The sequence below is a fragment of the Nonomuraea sp. NPDC059007 genome, assembly GCF_042740555.1.
Taxonomy (GTDB): Bacteria; Actinomycetota; Actinomycetes; order Streptosporangiales; family Streptosporangiaceae; genus Nonomuraea.
The window spans coordinates 145,287-161,285 of the sequence record NZ_JBHYJD010000010.1; the positions used below are offsets into that span (position 1 = coordinate 145,287).

13 protein-coding genes are annotated in these 15,999 nt (G+C 72.4%); 4 read left to right on the top strand and 9 right to left on the bottom strand.

What is annotated here, in order from left to right; all coding sequences use genetic code 11:
- The first annotated feature begins 62 nt into the window (after positions 1-62).
- Positions 63-2,222, top strand: a complete 2,160-nt coding sequence (locus ACFWY5_RS18870) for a choice-of-anchor J domain-containing protein (protein WP_379633272.1) — start codon at positions 63-65, stop codon at positions 2,220-2,222.
- 55 nt (positions 2,223-2,277) lie between these two features.
- On the opposite strand, the gene ACFWY5_RS18875 is transcribed toward ACFWY5_RS18870, so the two are convergent.
- Genes ACFWY5_RS18875 through ACFWY5_RS18885 form a run of 3 tightly spaced genes read right to left on the bottom strand, consistent with a single transcriptional unit; the run spans position 2,278 to position 5,705 of the window.
- Positions 2,278-2,928, bottom strand: coding sequence for an SRPBCC family protein (locus ACFWY5_RS18875; RefSeq protein ID WP_379613262.1), 651 nt, complete (start codon positions 2,926-2,928; stop codon positions 2,278-2,280).
- Positions 2,929-2,967: 39 nt separating this feature from the next.
- Entirely contained in the window at positions 2,968-4,137 is a 1,170-nt protein-coding gene (locus ACFWY5_RS18880; RefSeq protein WP_379613263.1) for an acetyl-CoA acetyltransferase, read from the bottom strand.
- Positions 4,134-5,705 carry a class I adenylate-forming enzyme family protein gene (locus tag ACFWY5_RS18885; RefSeq protein WP_379633274.1) on the bottom strand — a complete coding sequence of 524 codons (1,572 nt, stop codon included), beginning with the start codon at positions 5,703-5,705 and terminating at the stop codon, positions 4,134-4,136. Before ACFWY5_RS18885 ends, ACFWY5_RS18880 begins: the two co-directional genes overlap by 4 nt.
- A gap of 105 nt (positions 5,706-5,810) precedes the next feature.
- On the opposite strand from ACFWY5_RS18885, the gene ACFWY5_RS18890 reads away from it, so the two are divergent.
- The 3 genes from ACFWY5_RS18890 (at position 5,811) to ACFWY5_RS18900 (ending at position 9,417) form a co-directional block, all read left to right on the top strand.
- Positions 5,811-7,250 carry a carotenoid oxygenase family protein gene (locus ACFWY5_RS18890; protein WP_379633276.1) on the top strand — a complete coding sequence of 480 codons (1,440 nt, stop codon included), beginning with the start codon at positions 5,811-5,813 and terminating at the stop codon, positions 7,248-7,250.
- Complete coding sequence (locus tag ACFWY5_RS18895; RefSeq protein WP_379633278.1) at positions 7,247-8,380, top strand: acetyl-CoA C-acyltransferase; 1,134 nt, start codon at positions 7,247-7,249, stop codon at positions 8,378-8,380. The genes ACFWY5_RS18890 and ACFWY5_RS18895 overlap by 4 nt, the downstream gene beginning before the upstream one ends.
- A 77-nt stretch (positions 8,381-8,457) precedes the next feature.
- Positions 8,458-9,417 carry an LLM class F420-dependent oxidoreductase gene (locus tag ACFWY5_RS18900; protein ID WP_379633280.1) on the top strand — a complete coding sequence of 320 codons (960 nt, stop codon included), beginning with the start codon at positions 8,458-8,460 and terminating at the stop codon, positions 9,415-9,417.
- Positions 9,418-9,546: 129 nt separating this feature from the next.
- Here the strand turns inward: ACFWY5_RS18900 and ACFWY5_RS18905 are convergent, their stop codons facing one another.
- The 6 genes from ACFWY5_RS18905 to ACFWY5_RS18930 form a co-directional block, all read right to left on the bottom strand.
- Positions 9,547-10,359: a copper resistance protein CopC gene (locus ACFWY5_RS18905; RefSeq protein WP_379633282.1), complete on the bottom strand. Its 813-nt coding sequence runs from the start codon at positions 10,357-10,359 to the stop codon at positions 9,547-9,549.
- Between the two features lie 86 nt (positions 10,360-10,445).
- Complete coding sequence (locus ACFWY5_RS18910; RefSeq protein ID WP_379633284.1) at positions 10,446-10,997, bottom strand: MFS transporter; 552 nt, start codon at positions 10,995-10,997, stop codon at positions 10,446-10,448.
- Between the two features lie 13 nt (positions 10,998-11,010).
- The gene (locus tag ACFWY5_RS18915; RefSeq protein WP_379633286.1) at positions 11,011-12,396 is read right to left on the bottom strand and encodes a PepSY-associated TM helix domain-containing protein; all 1,386 of its coding nucleotides are present in this window, start codon (positions 12,394-12,396) and stop codon (positions 11,011-11,013) included.
- 174 nt (positions 12,397-12,570) lie between these two features.
- Entirely contained in the window at positions 12,571-13,149 is a 579-nt protein-coding gene (locus ACFWY5_RS18920; protein ID WP_379633288.1) for a hypothetical protein, read from the bottom strand.
- Positions 13,150-13,180: 31 nt separating this feature from the next.
- Positions 13,181-14,119 carry a winged helix-turn-helix transcriptional regulator gene (locus ACFWY5_RS18925; protein ID WP_379633289.1) on the bottom strand — a complete coding sequence of 313 codons (939 nt, stop codon included), beginning with the start codon at positions 14,117-14,119 and terminating at the stop codon, positions 13,181-13,183.
- 292 nt (positions 14,120-14,411) lie between these two features.
- Complete coding sequence (locus ACFWY5_RS18930) at positions 14,412-15,980, bottom strand: ABC-F family ATP-binding cassette domain-containing protein (RefSeq protein WP_379633290.1); 1,569 nt, start codon at positions 15,978-15,980, stop codon at positions 14,412-14,414.
- Positions 15,981-15,999 lie beyond the last annotated feature (19 nt).

Consider the following 15,999-nt stretch of genomic DNA (forward strand, 5'->3'; position numbering starts at 1 on the left):
CCGGCCGGGGAATGCCCTTTAGGTACCTACTGTCAACCGAGGTACGTGAAGGGAACCCTTTTATGGCTCGTAGCCGCCTCATCGGCTTAGCCGCCACCGTACTCACCCTCCCTCTCCTGATCGTCGCGGCGCCCTCCGGCGCGGCGGCGGCGCCCGACCCGGCTCCACCGGGCGACATGATCGCCGGCGCCAAGACCGGCGCCCGGATGGTGGTCGACGGCACCACCTACGAGATGCCGGCCACCTATACCCCGAAGGCGGCCGCGAAAGCGCGTTCCGCCGCCCCCACGCCGCCTGTCGGAACGGTCCGGCAGTGGTTCGCCAGCGACGACAACACCGGCTGGTACCTGAAGGACTTCACGCTGCGCGGGGTCGGCGGCAAGATCGAGGTGTGGGTCGCCAACGACCTCGCCTTCCCCGCCGGCGACTGCCGCCCGGCCAGTTCCGTCACGATCACCGACGCCAACGTGGCCCGGATGATCAGCGAGTTCGACACCAACATGTACCCGAAGGAGACGGCGGCCTTCAGCACCCCGCCGGACCGCGACGGCACCGCCTCCCAGGTGCCCAGGGACTTCACCGGCGACGGCGACAACACCGTCGCCCTGGTCGACAACGTGCGCGACTCGAACTTCTACGACTTCCCCGCGAACACCACCTACACCGCGGGATTCTTCTCCGGCGCGCTCAACGAGGCCACCGACCGCAACGTCATGACGATCGACGCCTTCGACTGGGCCCACCGCACCGGGGTCAACCCGCCCGACGAGCCCACGTCCGACCCCTGCACCAGCCGCCCGGCCCGCCCCAACTCCTACGAGGGCACGTTCGCGCACGAGTGGCAGCACCTGCAGATGTACTACACGGACTCCTTCGAAGGTAACTGGATCAACGAGGGCCTGTCGGACTACGCCATGTACCTGACCGGGTACTCCGACAGCCTCAAGACCGTGCACGAGAAGGGCTGGGACAGCCACCTGATCTGCCAGCAGGGCTGGGCCACCGTACAGACGCCCGCCAACCCCAACGTGCGCGACTGCGGCGGCCCGGAGAACTCGCTGACGCTGTGGGGCGAGGGCAACACCGGCGGCGACGTGCTGGCCGACTACGGCAACGCCTACGCCTTCATGCTCTACCTGGCCGACCGCTTCGGCGCCGACATCCTCACCCGGCTCCACAACGACGCCAAGCGCGGCCTCGAAAGCGTCACCGCGCAACTCGCCACCGAGGGACAGAACGACCTCTACCGGGTGATCCACGACTACCAGTCGATGACGCTGCTCGACGGCATCGTGGGCGAGTCCCGGCACGGCGTCGTGATCGGCGTGCCCAAGAAGCGGGTCACCGCGGCGAACCTGCGCTCCAGCGTCAACTTCGCCAACCCCGACTCCCACGCCACCCCCGGCGCGGCGCCCAACGGCGCCGACTACCTCGCCCCGCGCGACGCCGCCGGCAAGGAGCTGCGCGGGCGCGACCTGCGTTCGCTCTCCTTCGAGGGGGTACGGTCGCTGCCGCCCGCGCCGTTGCAGTGGACCGTCGTCAGCGACGACGCCGACCGGCCGGGCAACCCGGTCGTCTGGTCGGGCAACCGCAACAACCTCGACGCCACGGCCGTCGCCAAGGTGACCGTCCCGGCGACCGACCCGGTGCTGCGCTTCCTGGCCAAGTACGGGGCCGAGACCGGGTACGACTACGCGTACGTGATGGTGTCCACCGACGGCGGGGCCACCTACACCCCGATCGCCGGTGACAAGACCACGCAGGCGCCGCTCGGCCCCGGCCTGAACGGCACCACGACCGGCTTCGAGCCGCACACCTTCGACCTGGCCGCCTACGCCGGACAGGAGATCCTCGTCAACTTCCGCTACGTCAGCGACGGCGGCGTCAACGAGGGCGGTCTCAAGCTCGACGACATCGCCGTGGGCGGCACCGCGGTGAGCGACGGCTCCAGCCTCGACCCGTTCGACTCGGTCACCGAGGTCAGGCCGATCGCGATCGACAGCTGGAACGTCCGGCTGATCGGGTACGACGGCAAGCGGTCCGTGGCCCTGTACGCGGAGGTGGACGACAAGTTCGCCTTCAGCCTCAACCGGCTGCAGCTCGCGCTGCTGGCTCCGTTCCCGAAGGTGGCCGCCATCGTGGCGGTCGACGACCCGGGCGAGCAGGTCCAGCAGTACGCGCCCTACACCCTCAAGATCAACGGCGTGACCCAGCCCGGCTAGAACACGCGAAAGCCCCCTTCCAGGAAGGGGGCTTTCGCACGGGCGGATGGACGGGCTACAGGCCCGGCTCCGGCGAGCGCGGGTAGCCCGGCGGCCGGTCGCCGGGGTACGGAGTGCCCGGGGTGGCCGGATTGCGGGGCACGTGCGGGGTTCCCGGAGTGGGCGGGAAACCCGGGTCGTGCGGATTGCCCGGAGTCTGCTGGCTGCCCGGAGTCCGCTCGCCGGCCGGAGTCTGCGGGGTGTCGGTGCCGTGCGCATATGGCACGTCGCCGCGCCACGCGCCGGTCTCGCCGCCGCGTGCCTCGATGTAGTCCTTGAAGCGGCGCACGTCGCCCTGGACGCGCATCCGCACGAGCTGCAGCCAGTCGCCGGCGGTCTCGAGGAAGCCCTCCGGGTCGTACTCCATCTGCAGCGTGACCCTGGTCGTGGTGTCGTCGAGCCGGTGAAAGGTGACGACGCCGGCCTGGTGCGGCCGGTCGACGGAGCGCCAGGCGATGCGCTCGTCCGGGTGCTGCTCGGTGATCTCGGTCTCGAACTCCCGCTTGACCCCGGCGATCTCCGCCAGCCACGCGTTGCGCGTGTCGGTGAGCTGCTTGACCGACTCCACTCCTTCCATGAACTCGGGGAACGTCTCGAACTGCGTCCACTGGTTATAGGCCACCCTGACGGGGACCATGACGTCTATTGAATACTCGATGCTGCTCATGGGTTCGCGCCTGCCCCACGGCGGCGCGCCCTAACGTCGTCAGGCCGTGACCGCGAACAGCGCGACCGTGGTGCAGCTGCCGCCGATGTTGAGGGTCAGCGCGGTGCGCGCGCCCTCCACCTGGCACTCCCCCGCCCCGCCCGACACCTGCCGGGCGGCGTCGTACAGCATGCGCACCCCGGTGGCGCCGACGGGATGGCCGAGCCCGATGAGCCCGCCCGACGGGTTGACCGGCAGCGATCCGCCGAACTCGATCGACCCTGACTCGACGGCCCGCCACGACTCGCCGGGCGGCGTGAGCCCGAGGTGGTCGAGCGCCACGTACTCGGTGATCGTGAAGCAGTCGTGGGTCTCGATCACGTCCACGTCGGCCGGGCCGCGCAGCCCGGCGCGCTCGTAGGTGTCGAGCACGGCGCGCCGCAGATGGGGGAAGAGGTACGGCTCGCGCGCGGCCAGCTTGTCCTTGAGCAGCATCGGCGCCGTCCGGTGCCCCCAGCCGGAGATGGCGGGGCCGGGCCTGCCGTACCGGTCGGAGGCCAGGATGACGGCGGCGGCGCCGTCGGTGATGCGGCCGCAGTCGTACTTGCGCAGCCGTCCCTCGACCGGCGGGTTGAGCACGTCGTCGGCGCCGAAGCAGCCGTCGGGGAAGGTCCAGGAGCGCGCCTGGGCGAGCGGGTTGCGCAGGGCGTTGCCGTGGTTGATCTCGGCGATGCGGGCGAGGTGCTCGTGGGCGAGCCCGTAGCGGACGTCGACCTCGTCGGCGATCTCGGCGAACAGCGCGGGCCACGGGAAGTCCGCCCCCTGCGCCTCGCGGCCGGCCCACGCCGCGCAGCCGAGGTGCCCCGCGGCCTCCTTGGCGCCGACGTTGCGCATGAGCTCGACGCCGACGACCAGCGCCACGTCGTAGCGGCCCGCCTCCAGGTCGGCCATCGCGGCCAGCACCGCCATCGACCCGGAGGCGCACGCGGCCTCGTGGCGTGCGGTGGGCAGCATGGACCAGGCCGGGTCGATGGCGGCGACCATGCCGCCGAGGTGGGCCTGGCCGGCGAACAGCTCTCCGGCCAGGTTGCCGACGTGCGCGACCTGCACCTCCCGCGCGGCCACGCCCGCCGACTCCAGCGCGCCGAGCGAGGCCTCGCGCATCATGTCGTACAGGCTCGCGCCGGTGCGGGCGAAGTCGGTCTGGTAGCCGCCGAGGACGCGGATCACAGTTTCAGCTCCCTCTTGAGTATCTTGCCGACCGGGCTTCTGGGCAGCGCCTCGACGATCTCCAGCCGCTCGGGCAGCTTGTAGGAGGCGATGCCCTTGCCGCGCAGGAACGCCACGACGGACTCCAGCGAGATCTCGCCCTTGGCGACGACGACCGCGCAGACCTTCTCCCCGAGGACGTCGTCGGGGTAGCCGGCGACCGCGGACTCCGCCACCGACGGGTGCCCGGCCAGCAGCCCCTCCAGCTCGGCGGGGGCGATGTTCATGCCGCCGCGGATGATGATGTCCTTGGCCCGGTCGACGTAGCGCAGGTACTGGCCGTGCTCGCCGGCGATCTCGAACAGGTCGCCGGTCCTGAGATAACCGTCCTCGTCGAACGGCTCCGCCACGGCCGTGCCCGGCAGGTAGCCGGCGAAGACGGTGGGGCCGCTGAGCCGCAGCTCGCCGGGCACTCCGGGCTCGGTGATCTCCTGGCCGCCGGGGGTGACGAGCTTGGTGCTGACCCGGTCCAGCAGGGCGGGCGCCCCGGGCGCGCCGGGGCGGGGGAAGTAGCGGGCGCGGGTCTCGGGGTCGGGCATGTGGGCGGGGTCGGACAGCAGCGCGACACCCTCGTTGGAGCCGAAGAAGTTGATGATCGCGATGCCGTGTTTCTCCTGCCAGCCGCGGACCATCGGCGGCGGCAGCGGCGCGGAGCCGGAGCCGATCCTGGTCAGCGAGGAGATGTCGGCCTTGGCCAGGATCGCCTCCTGGTGCAGCAGCAGGGTGAGCAGCGCGGGCGGGGCGAGGGTGTAGGTGACGCGTTCGGCGGCGATCTGGGCCAGGTAGGTGGGCAGGTCGAAGGGGTGGTGCTGGATCAGCACGGCGCCGGAGCGCAGCCAGGGCAGGAAGACGCCGCCGATGCCGGCCATGTTGACCATGGGGAACGGGTTGAGTATCACGTCGGCGGCGGTGAGGGCGGGCGCGGCCGTACAGACGGACTCGACGGCGAGCCAGTCGTAGTGGCAGCGCGGCACGCCCTTGGGCGTCGCCTCGGTGCCGGAGGTCCAGCAGATCGTCACCCGCTCGGCCGGGTCGGCGGCGCGCGTCGGCGGCGCGTCGGCGCTCACACCCTCCAGGTCCGCGGGCCACGTCAGCGTGGGCGTGCCGGCGGGCGCGCGCGAGTCCCGGCCGGTGACCAGCAGGGACGCGCCGGACAGCGGGAGGAGCTGGGCCAGCTCGTACGCGCGGTACTGGACCGGGAACGGCGTGACGCTCGCGCCGAGCCGGACGACGGCGAGGAAGGTCACCGCCAGCTCGACGCTGTTGGGCAGCCGGACGGCCACCACGTCGCCGGGGCCGATGCCGCGGGCGCGCAGGACGCCGGCGACCCTGTCCACTTCGGCGCCGAGCTCCGCCCAGGTCAGGCGCTTGACCGGGCCGTCGAGATGGGCGGCCTTGTCGAGCGGGTCCACGATCGCGAGCACGCCGGGGCGGGCCGCCACGTGGGTGCGGAGGAGCTGGTCAATGGTCTCGTCTGTCCACCAGCCCGCGGCGACGTAGCGGGCGATCCGGTCGGCGGAATGCGTCATCGCGACTCCCCAGGGGTGTGATGGCCGCAACACTACGAAAGCAGAAGTCAGGTCGTCAACGGTCCGGATATTGACGGCTGACTTCGTCTATCGTAGCTTCCAATCATGGCCGAAACTGTCGTGATCATGGACGAGTCGGGCGAGCGGAACCCGTACCTGCTGGGCCTGTACGCGCCGGTCCAGGAAGAGCTCACCACCGATGACCTGACGGTGATCGGGCGGATCCCCGCCGACCTCAACGGCGTCTACCTGCGCAACGGGCCCAACGCCCGCTTCCCGATGAAGGGCCGCTACCACTGGTTCGACGGGGACGGCATGGTGCACGCCGTCCATTTCGAGAACGGCCGCGCCCGCTACCGCAACCGCTGGATCCGCACCCGCGCCTTCGAGGCGGAGTCCGCCGCCGGGCGGGCGCTCTGGACCGGCGTGATGGAGAACCCGAAGGGCAACCCGTTCGGGAACGCGCGCGGGCTGCCGTTCAAGGACACGGCCAACACCGATGTGATCTTCCACCGGGGGCGGGTGCTGGCCTCCTGGTATCTGTGCGGCTCGCCGTACGGTGTGGATCCGTTGTCGCTGGAGACGCTGGGGGCCGACACCTTCCTCGACACGCTCAACGGCGATTTCATGGCGCATCCCAAGGTGGACGAGCGGACCGGGGAGCTGTTCTGGTTCGACTACGGGCCGCGGCCGCCGTACCTGCGCTATGGGGTCGTGGGCGCGTCGGGACGGGTCGAGCACTGCGTGGAGCTGGACCTGCCGGGCGCGCGGCTGCCGCACGACATGGCCATCACCCAGAACCACGCGATCCTCATGGACCTGCCGCTCTACCAGGACCCCGACGCCGCCCGGCAGGGCCGCTACAAGCTCACCTTCAACCGTGAGCTGCCCTCGCGCTTCGGGGTGATCCCGCGCCGGGGTCAGGCGCATGAGATCCGGTGGTTCGAGGCGAAACCCTGCTACATCTACCACGTCGTCAACGCGTGGGAGGAAGGCGGGGAGATCGTCATGGACGTCTGCCGGGTCTCGCGGCCCGCGCCGTCCGGGAACGGCTCCGCGCTGTCGCGGATGATCGCCTACCTCAAACTCGACGCGCGCATGTACCGCTACCGCTTCGACCTGCGCACCGGCGCCACCTCCGAGCACTACGTGGACGCCGACCACAACACCGAGTTCCCCTCGATCGACGCGCGCGCCACCGGCCTGCCGAGCCGCTACGCCTACAACGTCTCGGTCGCCGACGCCGCGACCAACCTGTTCGACGGCCTGGTCCGCTACGACAACGTCACCGGCGCCAAGGAGACCCACACCTACGGCCCCGGCGTCTACGGCAGCGAGGCCCCCTTCGCCCCGCGCGACGGCTCCACCGGCGAGGACGACGGCTACCTGGTCACCTTCGTCACCGACGAGCGCGAAGGCCGCTCCGAGGTGCGGATCCTCGCCGCCTCGCGCATCTCCGAGGGACCGATCGCCCGGGTACTGCTGCCGCGACGGGTGCCGCTCGGCTTCCACGCCACCTGGGTAAGGGCGGACCAGCTGCGATGACCGTCTACGTCTACGACTGCGTCAGGACCCCGCGCGGCAAGGCCCGCCCCGGCGGCGGACTGGCCGAGGTCACGCCGCTGGCCATGCTCGAAGGGCTGCTCGGCGCGCTCGGCGGGCGTACCGGGATCACGCGGGCCGACGACCTGATCGTCGGCTGCGCCACCCAGAACGCCGAGCAGGGCGGCAACCTCGCCCGCACCGCCGCCCTGACCACCGGTTTCGACACACCCGGTATGACGCTCAACCGGTACTGCACCTCCGGCATCGACGCCGTGCGCACCGCCGCCGCCCTCGTCGCGTCGGGAAGCGCCCGGGTCGTCGTCGCGGGCGGGGTGGAGTCCGTCTCGCGGGTGCCGATGTTCTCCGACCGCGGGCCGCTGTGGTCGCTGCCGGTCGGGTCCTTGCACATGGGCGTCGCGGCCGACGCGGTCGCCACGCTGGAGGGTTTCTCGCGCGAGGAGCTCGACCGGTACGGCCTGCGTACCCAGACCCTGGCCGCGGAGGCGTGGGCAGGCGGCCGCTACGACCGTTTCCTGGTCCCGGTGAACGACCTCGGCCACGACGAGCACGTACGGCCCGGCCTCACCCAGGACGCCCTGTCCGCGCTCGAACCCGCCTTCGCCGCCACCCCCGGCCAGGACGCCGTCGCCCTCGCCCACCTGCCCGGACTGGGCCGGATCCGCCATCTCCACACCCGGGGCACCTCGCCCAGCCTGTGCGACGCCGCCGGGCTGGTGCTCATCGGAACCGGCCTGGACCTGGAGCCGCTGGCCAGGGTGGCCGGGAGCGCCACCGCTGTCGGCGACCCGGTCACGATGCTCACGGCCGGGCAGACGGCGGTCGAGAAGGTCCTGGCCCAGGCCGGGCTGAGCGCCGACGACGTGGAGGTCTTCGAGTTCGCCGAGGCGTTCGCGGCGTTGTGCCTGAAGTTCCAGCGCGACCTCAAGGTCGGCGACGACCGCTTCAACGTCAACGGCGGCACCATCGCCATGGGCCACGCCTTCGGCGCCACCGGGACGCTGCTGGTGGCCTGCGTCGCCGAACTGCACCGGAGGGGTGCGCGGTATGGGGTGGCCGCGGTGAGCGGGGCCGCCGGGTCGGGGTCGGCCGTGTTGCTGGAGCGGGTATGACGCACAACGAGCCTTTTGAGCACAGCGCTCCCCTTGGGCCTGGCGAGTCCGCTGGGCGGTCCAGTGGCGCGGTCGGGTTGAGGCTCAGTGTCTCGCTCGGGTTGTGGCAGGACCGGCCGGCCGAGGAGGCGTTGGCGACCGCGCGGGCGGCCGACGCCCTCGGGTACCCGTCGCTGTGGGTCGGGGAGATGGCCACCTATGACGCGTTCGCGCTGGCCACGGCGATCGGGCTGGCCACCGGGCGGATCGGGCTGACGGTCGGGCCGCTGGCGGTGACCGTACGGGACCCGATGACGATCGCCGTGGGCGCCGCCTCCGTGGCCGCGCTCACCGGCAGGCGGGTCGACGTCGCCCTGGGCACCTCGAGCCCGCTCGTCGTCGAGGGCTGGCACGGACGTTCCCGCGCCCGCTCGGCCGCCGCGCTGCGGGAGTCGGTCGAGGCTCTGCGGCCGCTGCTGGACGGTGAACGGTCGGCGTACACCGGCGAGTCGGTGGCCAGCAACGGCTACCGGCTACGGCTGCCCGCGCCACGCTCACGGCTGACGGTGGCGGCGTTCGGGCCGTCTGCGGTGCGCACCGCCGCCCGCGCCGACCGGATGGTGCTCAACCTGATCACTCCCGCGTCGGCCGCCCGGCTGGCCGCCCAGGTACGCGCCCTGAACCCCGAGGTCTCGGTGGCCGCCTGGGTGAGCGCGGCCGTGGACCCCGACCGCGAGGCCGTGGACCGCATCCGCCGCGCCGTCGTCGGTTACCTGCCCGCGCCCGGCTACGGCGAGATGTTCGCCGAGGCCGGGTTCGCGGACGTGGTCGCCTACGCGCGCACCGGCCCGCACCCGCGCGAACTGCTGGCCGCGGTGCCGGACGAGCTGGTCGCCTCGGTGGCACTGCTCGGCGACGCGGACACGGTGGCCGCCCGCCTGTCGGCGTACGCGCGGGCGGGGGTGGACGAGGTGGCGCTGGTGCCGGTCGGCACCGACCGCGACCCCGCCGGCACCACCACCCTCAAAACCCTCGCCCCCCACAACCCAGACCCTTGAACCACCCACAACCTTCGCCCGTCACAACCTGCTGCGGACTCCGGGCGTCCGGCTCGTGAAGCCGTCCCGGCCTCTGGGCGTCCGGGTCGTGAAGCCGTCCTGGTCTGCGGGCGTCCGGGTCGTGAAGCGTCACCTGGCCGGGCCACCCGGCTCCGGGCCGTCGTCCGCCACCTTTCCAGGCGCCGGACCGTCGTCGGCCGGCTTGCCGGACACCGGCCCATCGTCGGTGGGATTGCCGGCTCCCGGGCCGTCCTCGGCCGGTTCGCCGGACGACGGGCCATCGTCCGTCGGCTTGCCGGACGCCGGAGCGGCCTCCGCCGGCTTGCCGGGTGTGGGGCCGGCGGGGGCGGTGCGGCGGCGGGAGCCGGCGAACCACATGCCCGCACCCAGCGCCACCAGCACGGCGGCCACCACCCAGATCCAGCCCGGCAGCCCCTGACCCTCCTGGGTCGCGGCCGCCGCCCGCCCCGGATCGGCGGGCTGTGTGGAAGCGCTCTCCACGGGCGGCGCCGGAGCCGCGGACGTGGCCTCGGCAGGGCTGACCGTGTCGGTGGGGGTGGGGTCGGAGGAGGGGGTGGGCGGGGCGGTGACGGTGAAGGGGATCTCCCCCTGGATCGGATGCCCGTCGGAGGAGACCACCCGCCAGCCGATCACGTAGCGCCCGGCGGCCAGCGCCTCGGGCACCTCGGTGGTGACGGTCTTGCCGTCGGCGACGGGCTTGCTCAGGGGAACGAGCTTGTCACCGCTGTCCCGCAGCACCACGACCGGCATGCGAATCCTGGCGGTGAACTCCAGCTCGATCTCCTCGAGCGACTTCACCTTGGCGTTCTTGCCCGGCGAGCTCGACTTGAGCGCGTCGTGGGCAAGAGCGGCGGTTGGCAGAAAGATCAGTACAAGACCGCAGATCATCGCGGTCAGGATGGAACGCGGCAGCTTCGCCATCGTCTGAAACTCCATGGAAACGACCCGGCCCGCAGAACCTGCCAAGGCCGGGGACACCGGATGGACGCCTGTGGCGCCGGCGCACGTCAGCCGGCGCGCGACGGCCCCGGGGGTCCGCGCCGGTGCACCACCGCGGCGAGCTCACGCCGCCCTCGGGGCTCGGGTTCACCTTCCGGTACGGCCGGCCGTACCGGAAAAGGCAGCCGCACCGGAGCGGCGGCCAGCAACCGCGGCAGGCGCGGCGGCGGCGCGGACCACAGGCGCAGCAGGGTCCACGCGGCGCTCTCGCCGCGATACAGCCACCACCCGGTCAGCAGCGCGACCGTGAAGTGGGCCACCACCATGCCGGGACGCGGATGCCCGTGATCGGGCACGACGACGTGCGCGGACGTCTGCGCGAACAGCAGGTGCAGCAGCGTCTGCGTCGCGGCGGTGGCGGCCAGGACGCCTTCGCGGCTCCGTTCGCGCCCGCCGAGCAGCAGGGCGAGCGACAGGGAGGCGGCGGCGCCGAGGGCGAGCGCCCACGACGCGATGGCGCCGCCTCCGGCCAGAAGGTGTCCTCCCGCGGAGACCACGACGCACGCCATGCCGAAGACGGCGGCGCGGATCAGGCGCAGGCTCGGATCCCGAGGGGACACATCCGCCATAGTGTCAGCCGCGCCTGCCCGCGAGAACCCGGCCGAGCACGATGTCGAGCAGCAGGAACGCGCACAGGGAGATGCCCAGGAGCGGCATGAAGTACCCCACACCCACCACTACCAGCGCAAAGGGGATCAGAGCCGCCCAGTGCACGCCGCGCCAGCCGCCGCGCGGGTAGCCGCCGAGTTTCGGGCGGCGCGTCCACCACATCCGGTAGCCGAGCACGATCATGGTGATGACGCCCGCGGCGAGCAGCATCAGCACGATCTGGTTGGCCAGGCCGAACAGCAGGCCCTGGTGCCCGTCGATGCCCCAGCGGGTGAGCTTGGCGGCCAGGGGGAAGTCGGCGAAGCGCAGTTCGGCGCGCACCTGGCCGGTGGCGGGGTCGACGGCCACCTGGTCCAGCCGTTGCGGCCAGGTCTTGTCGGACTCCTTGACCAGGTACGGCTCGCCGGGCTTGGCCGGCCAGACGATCTCCAGCGGCCCGGACAGCCCCCGGCTCGCCGCGGCGGCCGTGACCCGGTCGGGACCGACATCGGCGGCGCCATGCTGGTGCCCGCCGGAGGCGGAGGGGGCGTGGGCGCCGTGCTCGCCGCCGGTGGCGATGGACGGCGTGGTCCAGCCGAGCGTGGTGCGGAGCCGGTCGACGTTGTCACCGGCGTACTTCGACCAGGTCAGGCCCGTGGCCGACAGGAACACCAGGCCCACCACCGCCCACAGGCCGATCGAGCCGTGCCAGGACAGGACCCGCCGGCGGCCGGTGACGCCGCGTTCCGGCGTGGTCAGGCGGCGCAGGCGGGTGCCCTTGCGCCGCTTGCGGCCGATCCACAGGAGCAGGCCGCCGAGCGCGACCACCCAGAGCCAGCTTGCCGCCAGCTCGCTGTAGAGGCGGCCGGGCTCGCCCAGGTGCAGGTTGCGGTGAAGGTGGGAGATCCAGGCGCGCACCGGCAGCGCACCGGAGCTGCCGTAGCTCTCCAGCGCGCCGCGTACCTGGGCGGTGGACGGGTCCACGAAGACCGCGAGCTGGGTGCTATCGGGCAGGCCGGGCACGTCCAGCAGGACGCGGGTGGTCTGGCCGGGCTCGGCGGCGGGCCGTACCGCGGTGATCGGGGCCCGCGGGTGTGCGGCGCGGGCGGCGGCGATCTGCCGTTCCAGGGGCAGGCTCCGGCCGCCGGGCGGCGCGGTCAGCTCGTGCGCATAGACGATCTTCTCGATCTGGTACGACGCCGCGTACAGCAGGCCGGTGGTGGCCGCGACCAGGAGGAACGGGGCGATGAGGAGCCCGGCGTAGAAGTGCAGGCGCAGGACGAGGGGGCGCAGCGCCGGCCAGCTCGCCGACCGCCCGGGGGGTGGATCGGCGCTCTCGGTCCGCTCGATGACGTCGGTGGAGGAGCTCATGGTGGTTTCTCCGTTCGGCCGGTGGCGCGCACAGCGAGGTACGCGCGATCCGGTCAGGGGGTTCGGACGCGGCCCTGATCGAGGAGGACACGCGCGGAGGCCGCGGCTGCCGGAGCGCACGGCCTTACGCCCGGGCGCGGACGCCCGGGAGCACCCGGGCGGGGATGCCCGGGATCAGAGAACGGAGAGAACGAGCGGCGGTCCGCGCCGGGAGACGATCGTGACGAAGGGCGCACGAGGGGCGAGCGTGCCCTCGTCCTCGACCGGTGCCAGCCCGGTGGAACCGGTCTCCGGCGTGGCGGTCAGCAGGACGAACAGCCGGGCCCACAGGCCGCCGACGGAGGCGACGGCCAGATGAGCCAGCAGGGCCAGCGCGCACTCGCCGCGCTCAAGCCACCAGGCGGAGATCAGGGCGACGACGGCGTGCACGAGGAACATGCCCAGGCCGTTGCCGAGCCCGCCGCCGTGCCCATGCGCGGCCACCGGGGCGGCCACGGGCACGGCGCCGGCGGTGAACAAGTGGTGCATGCCGTACTGGGCGGCGAAGCTCGTGGCCAGCAGAAGTTCCCTGCCACGCTGCAGGCGGCCGAGCAGGTAGGCGCCGGCCCAGGTCAGCGCGAGCGCGAGACCGAGGGTGACGGGCCGGATCTGTGCGCCTCCGGCCAGCATGTGCAGAGTGAGCGAGGCCAGCACGCAGGCCACCGCGAACACGGTGGCGCGCAAAGCGCGCAGAACGGGCCGGCCGACATGCACCCGCACATGATGCCACAGCCCGCCGCGAACCTCAGGCGGTCCCGGCCAGCGGCAGCCGCCGCTCGGGGATCACGAAGTGCACCTCGGTACGGCTCAGCGCCACCCCGCACGACCCGCACCGCAAACAGGGTAGAAAAGCCCGCCCACAGGCCCGATGAATGAACCGCAGATCGGTGTCCGCCGGCCCCTCGTACCACTTCTGCGCCCACTCGACCAGAAACGCGAAGATCCCGAAGAAGCCCAGCCCCTTGCCGGTGAGCCGATAGCGAGGCCGCGCCCCCGGCTCCTCCACGTCCAGCACGCCCAGCTCGGTGAAGCGCCGCAACCTGCTGGCCAGCACCGACGGCGCCACCCCCAGCTCGGCCTGAAAGTCCGCGAACCGCCGCACCCCCAGAAAGGCGGCGGCCAGAACCACCGTGCTCCACCGATCCCCGAGCAGCTCGAACGTCTCCGGCAAATACGACAGCGGGTCATCCTCCCCCGCACGCACGATCCTCCGATGATGCCGCGGCACAGTCACCTGCGCGAACGTGGCCGCCCCCCGCGACGTCTCGGTGTCGCGCGCGCCGACGGGCGCCGCCCCGCACCCCAGACACCCCAGCTCGACGTCGGTGCGGCTCCCGCACACATCATGCGCCAGCTCCGGCAGCCCATGCCGCCTGGGCACCCACCGCCGCTCCCACGACCAGATCTCCACCAGCACCGGCCACAGCTCGATCGCCCGCTCGGTCAGCAGATACTCGGTCCGCGTCCGCCCCTGCTCCCGGTAGGGCACCGGCCTGAGCAGGTCGCCCGCCACCATCTCCTTGAGCCGGTTGGACAGCACCGACTCCGACATGCCGAGCTCGTCGCGCCAGTCGGCGAAGCGGCGCAGGCGCAGCAGGAAGGCGCGTTGCAGGATGAGCATCGTCCACTGGTCGCTGACCGCCAGCAGCGCCTGCCCGATCGCGCTGGGCCGCTCCGCTTCCATCCACCGCTCCGCTTCACGTTGTCCGCCGGGTAAAACTACCGCTGTTACACGCCATCCCAGCATGCCAGCCCACCCCTCACCGACCCCGCGCCTGGTCCGCACCCGGAAGCGCCACGACCACGCGAGCGGGAAGGCGCCAGCTCAAGGGGTGAAGACCCGCACGGCAGCATCACGGGATGTCGTGACCTGGGCACCGGAGGTATCGGGATGTGGGCCGAGGCAGCGCGGGCAGCGCAGGATGTCGCGCGATGTCGCGGACATGGAGCCCGTGGCGGAGGTGGCGGGTGTGGGGCTAGGTGGTGGGGTTGGGGTTGGGGGTGTCGTGGACGTGGCCGGTGGCGGTGAAGGTGAGGGAGCGGTCGAAGTCGGCGGCGAACCAGCGGTCGTGGGTGACGGCCAGCACGGTGCCCTCGTAGGCCGACAGCCCCCGCTGCAACGCCTCCGCGCTGGCCAGGTCGAGGTTGTCCGTGGGCTCGTCCAGCAGCAGCAACGTCGCGCCGGACAGCTCCAGCAGCAGGATCTGCAGGCGCGCCTGCTGCCCGCCGGAGAGCGTCTCGAAGTGCTGGCCGCCCGCCGGAGCCAGCTCGTAGCGGGCCAGCGCGGCCATCGCGTCGTTTCGCTCCAGGCCGTACGTGGCCATGATCAGCTCGGCGATCGGGCGGCCGTGCAGGTCGGGCCGCAGGTGGGTCTGCGCGAACCAGCCGGGCCGCACCCGGGCGCCCAGAGTGAAAGCCCCGGTGTGGGCGATCGGCTCCCCGGCCAGCAACCGCAGGAAGTGCGACTTGCCGGTCCCGTTGAATCCGAGGACGGCGATCCGCTCGCCGTACCAGATCTCGGTGCTGAAGGCGCGCACGAGGCCGGGCAGGGCGAGGTCGCGCACGGTGAGCGCGCGTTTGCCGGTGCGGCCGCCGCGCAGGCGCATGCGGATGTTCTGCTCCTTCGGCGGGCGCTCCGGCGGGCCGGCCTCCTCGTAGCGGGCGAGCCGGGTCACGGCGGACTGGTAGGCCCCGGACAGCGCGTCGTTGCGAGTGGCGCGCTGGCGCAGCGTGTGGACGGCGCCGCGTAGCCTGGCGCGTTCCTCCTCCCAGCGGCGGCGGCGCTCGTCGAGGCGGGCGGCGCGGTCGCGGCGGGCCTGGGGGTAGCCGGTGTAGCCGCCGCCGTGCACCCACACGCCGCGCGCCTCGACGGTGACGATCCGGTCGGCGACCTCGGCCAGCAGCCTGCGGTCGTGCGAGACGAGCAGCACGGTCTTGGCCGAGGCGCGCAGTTCGCCCTCCAGCCACTGCTTGCCGGGCAGGTCGAGGTAGTTGTCGGGTTCGTCCAGGAGCAGGACGCCGTCGGGGCCGCGCAGCAGCGCGTGCAGCATGAGGCGCTTCTGCTCGCCGCCGGACAGCGTGCGCACGTCCCGCTCCCGCGCCGACAGGTACGGCAGGCCGAACGCGGCCGTCGTGCACACGTCCCAGACGACCTCCAGCTCGTACCCTCCGGCGTCGGCGTAGTCGCTGAGCGCCTGGGCGTAGGCGAGCTGGCTCGTCTCGTCGTCGCCGAGGGCGGCCTCGGTCCCGCGTACCGAAGCGACGGCGGCGCGGACCGGCGGGGGCGCGACCGACAGCAGCAGGTCCCCGACGCTCCCCGCGTCGAGGAACTGCCGCATCACCCCGATCCCGCCCACGGCGCGCACCCGCCCGGCGGTGGGCCGCAGCTCACCGCCGATCAGGCGCAGCAGCGTGGTCTTCCCGCCGCCGTTGGGCCCGGCCAGGGCGGCTTTGGCGCCCTCGCCGACCTTGAACGACACCTCGTTGAGCAGCAGGCGGCCGTCGGGCAGCACATAGGTCAGGTCGTCGACCTCGATATGGCTCACCGTTCTATTACTAGACCAT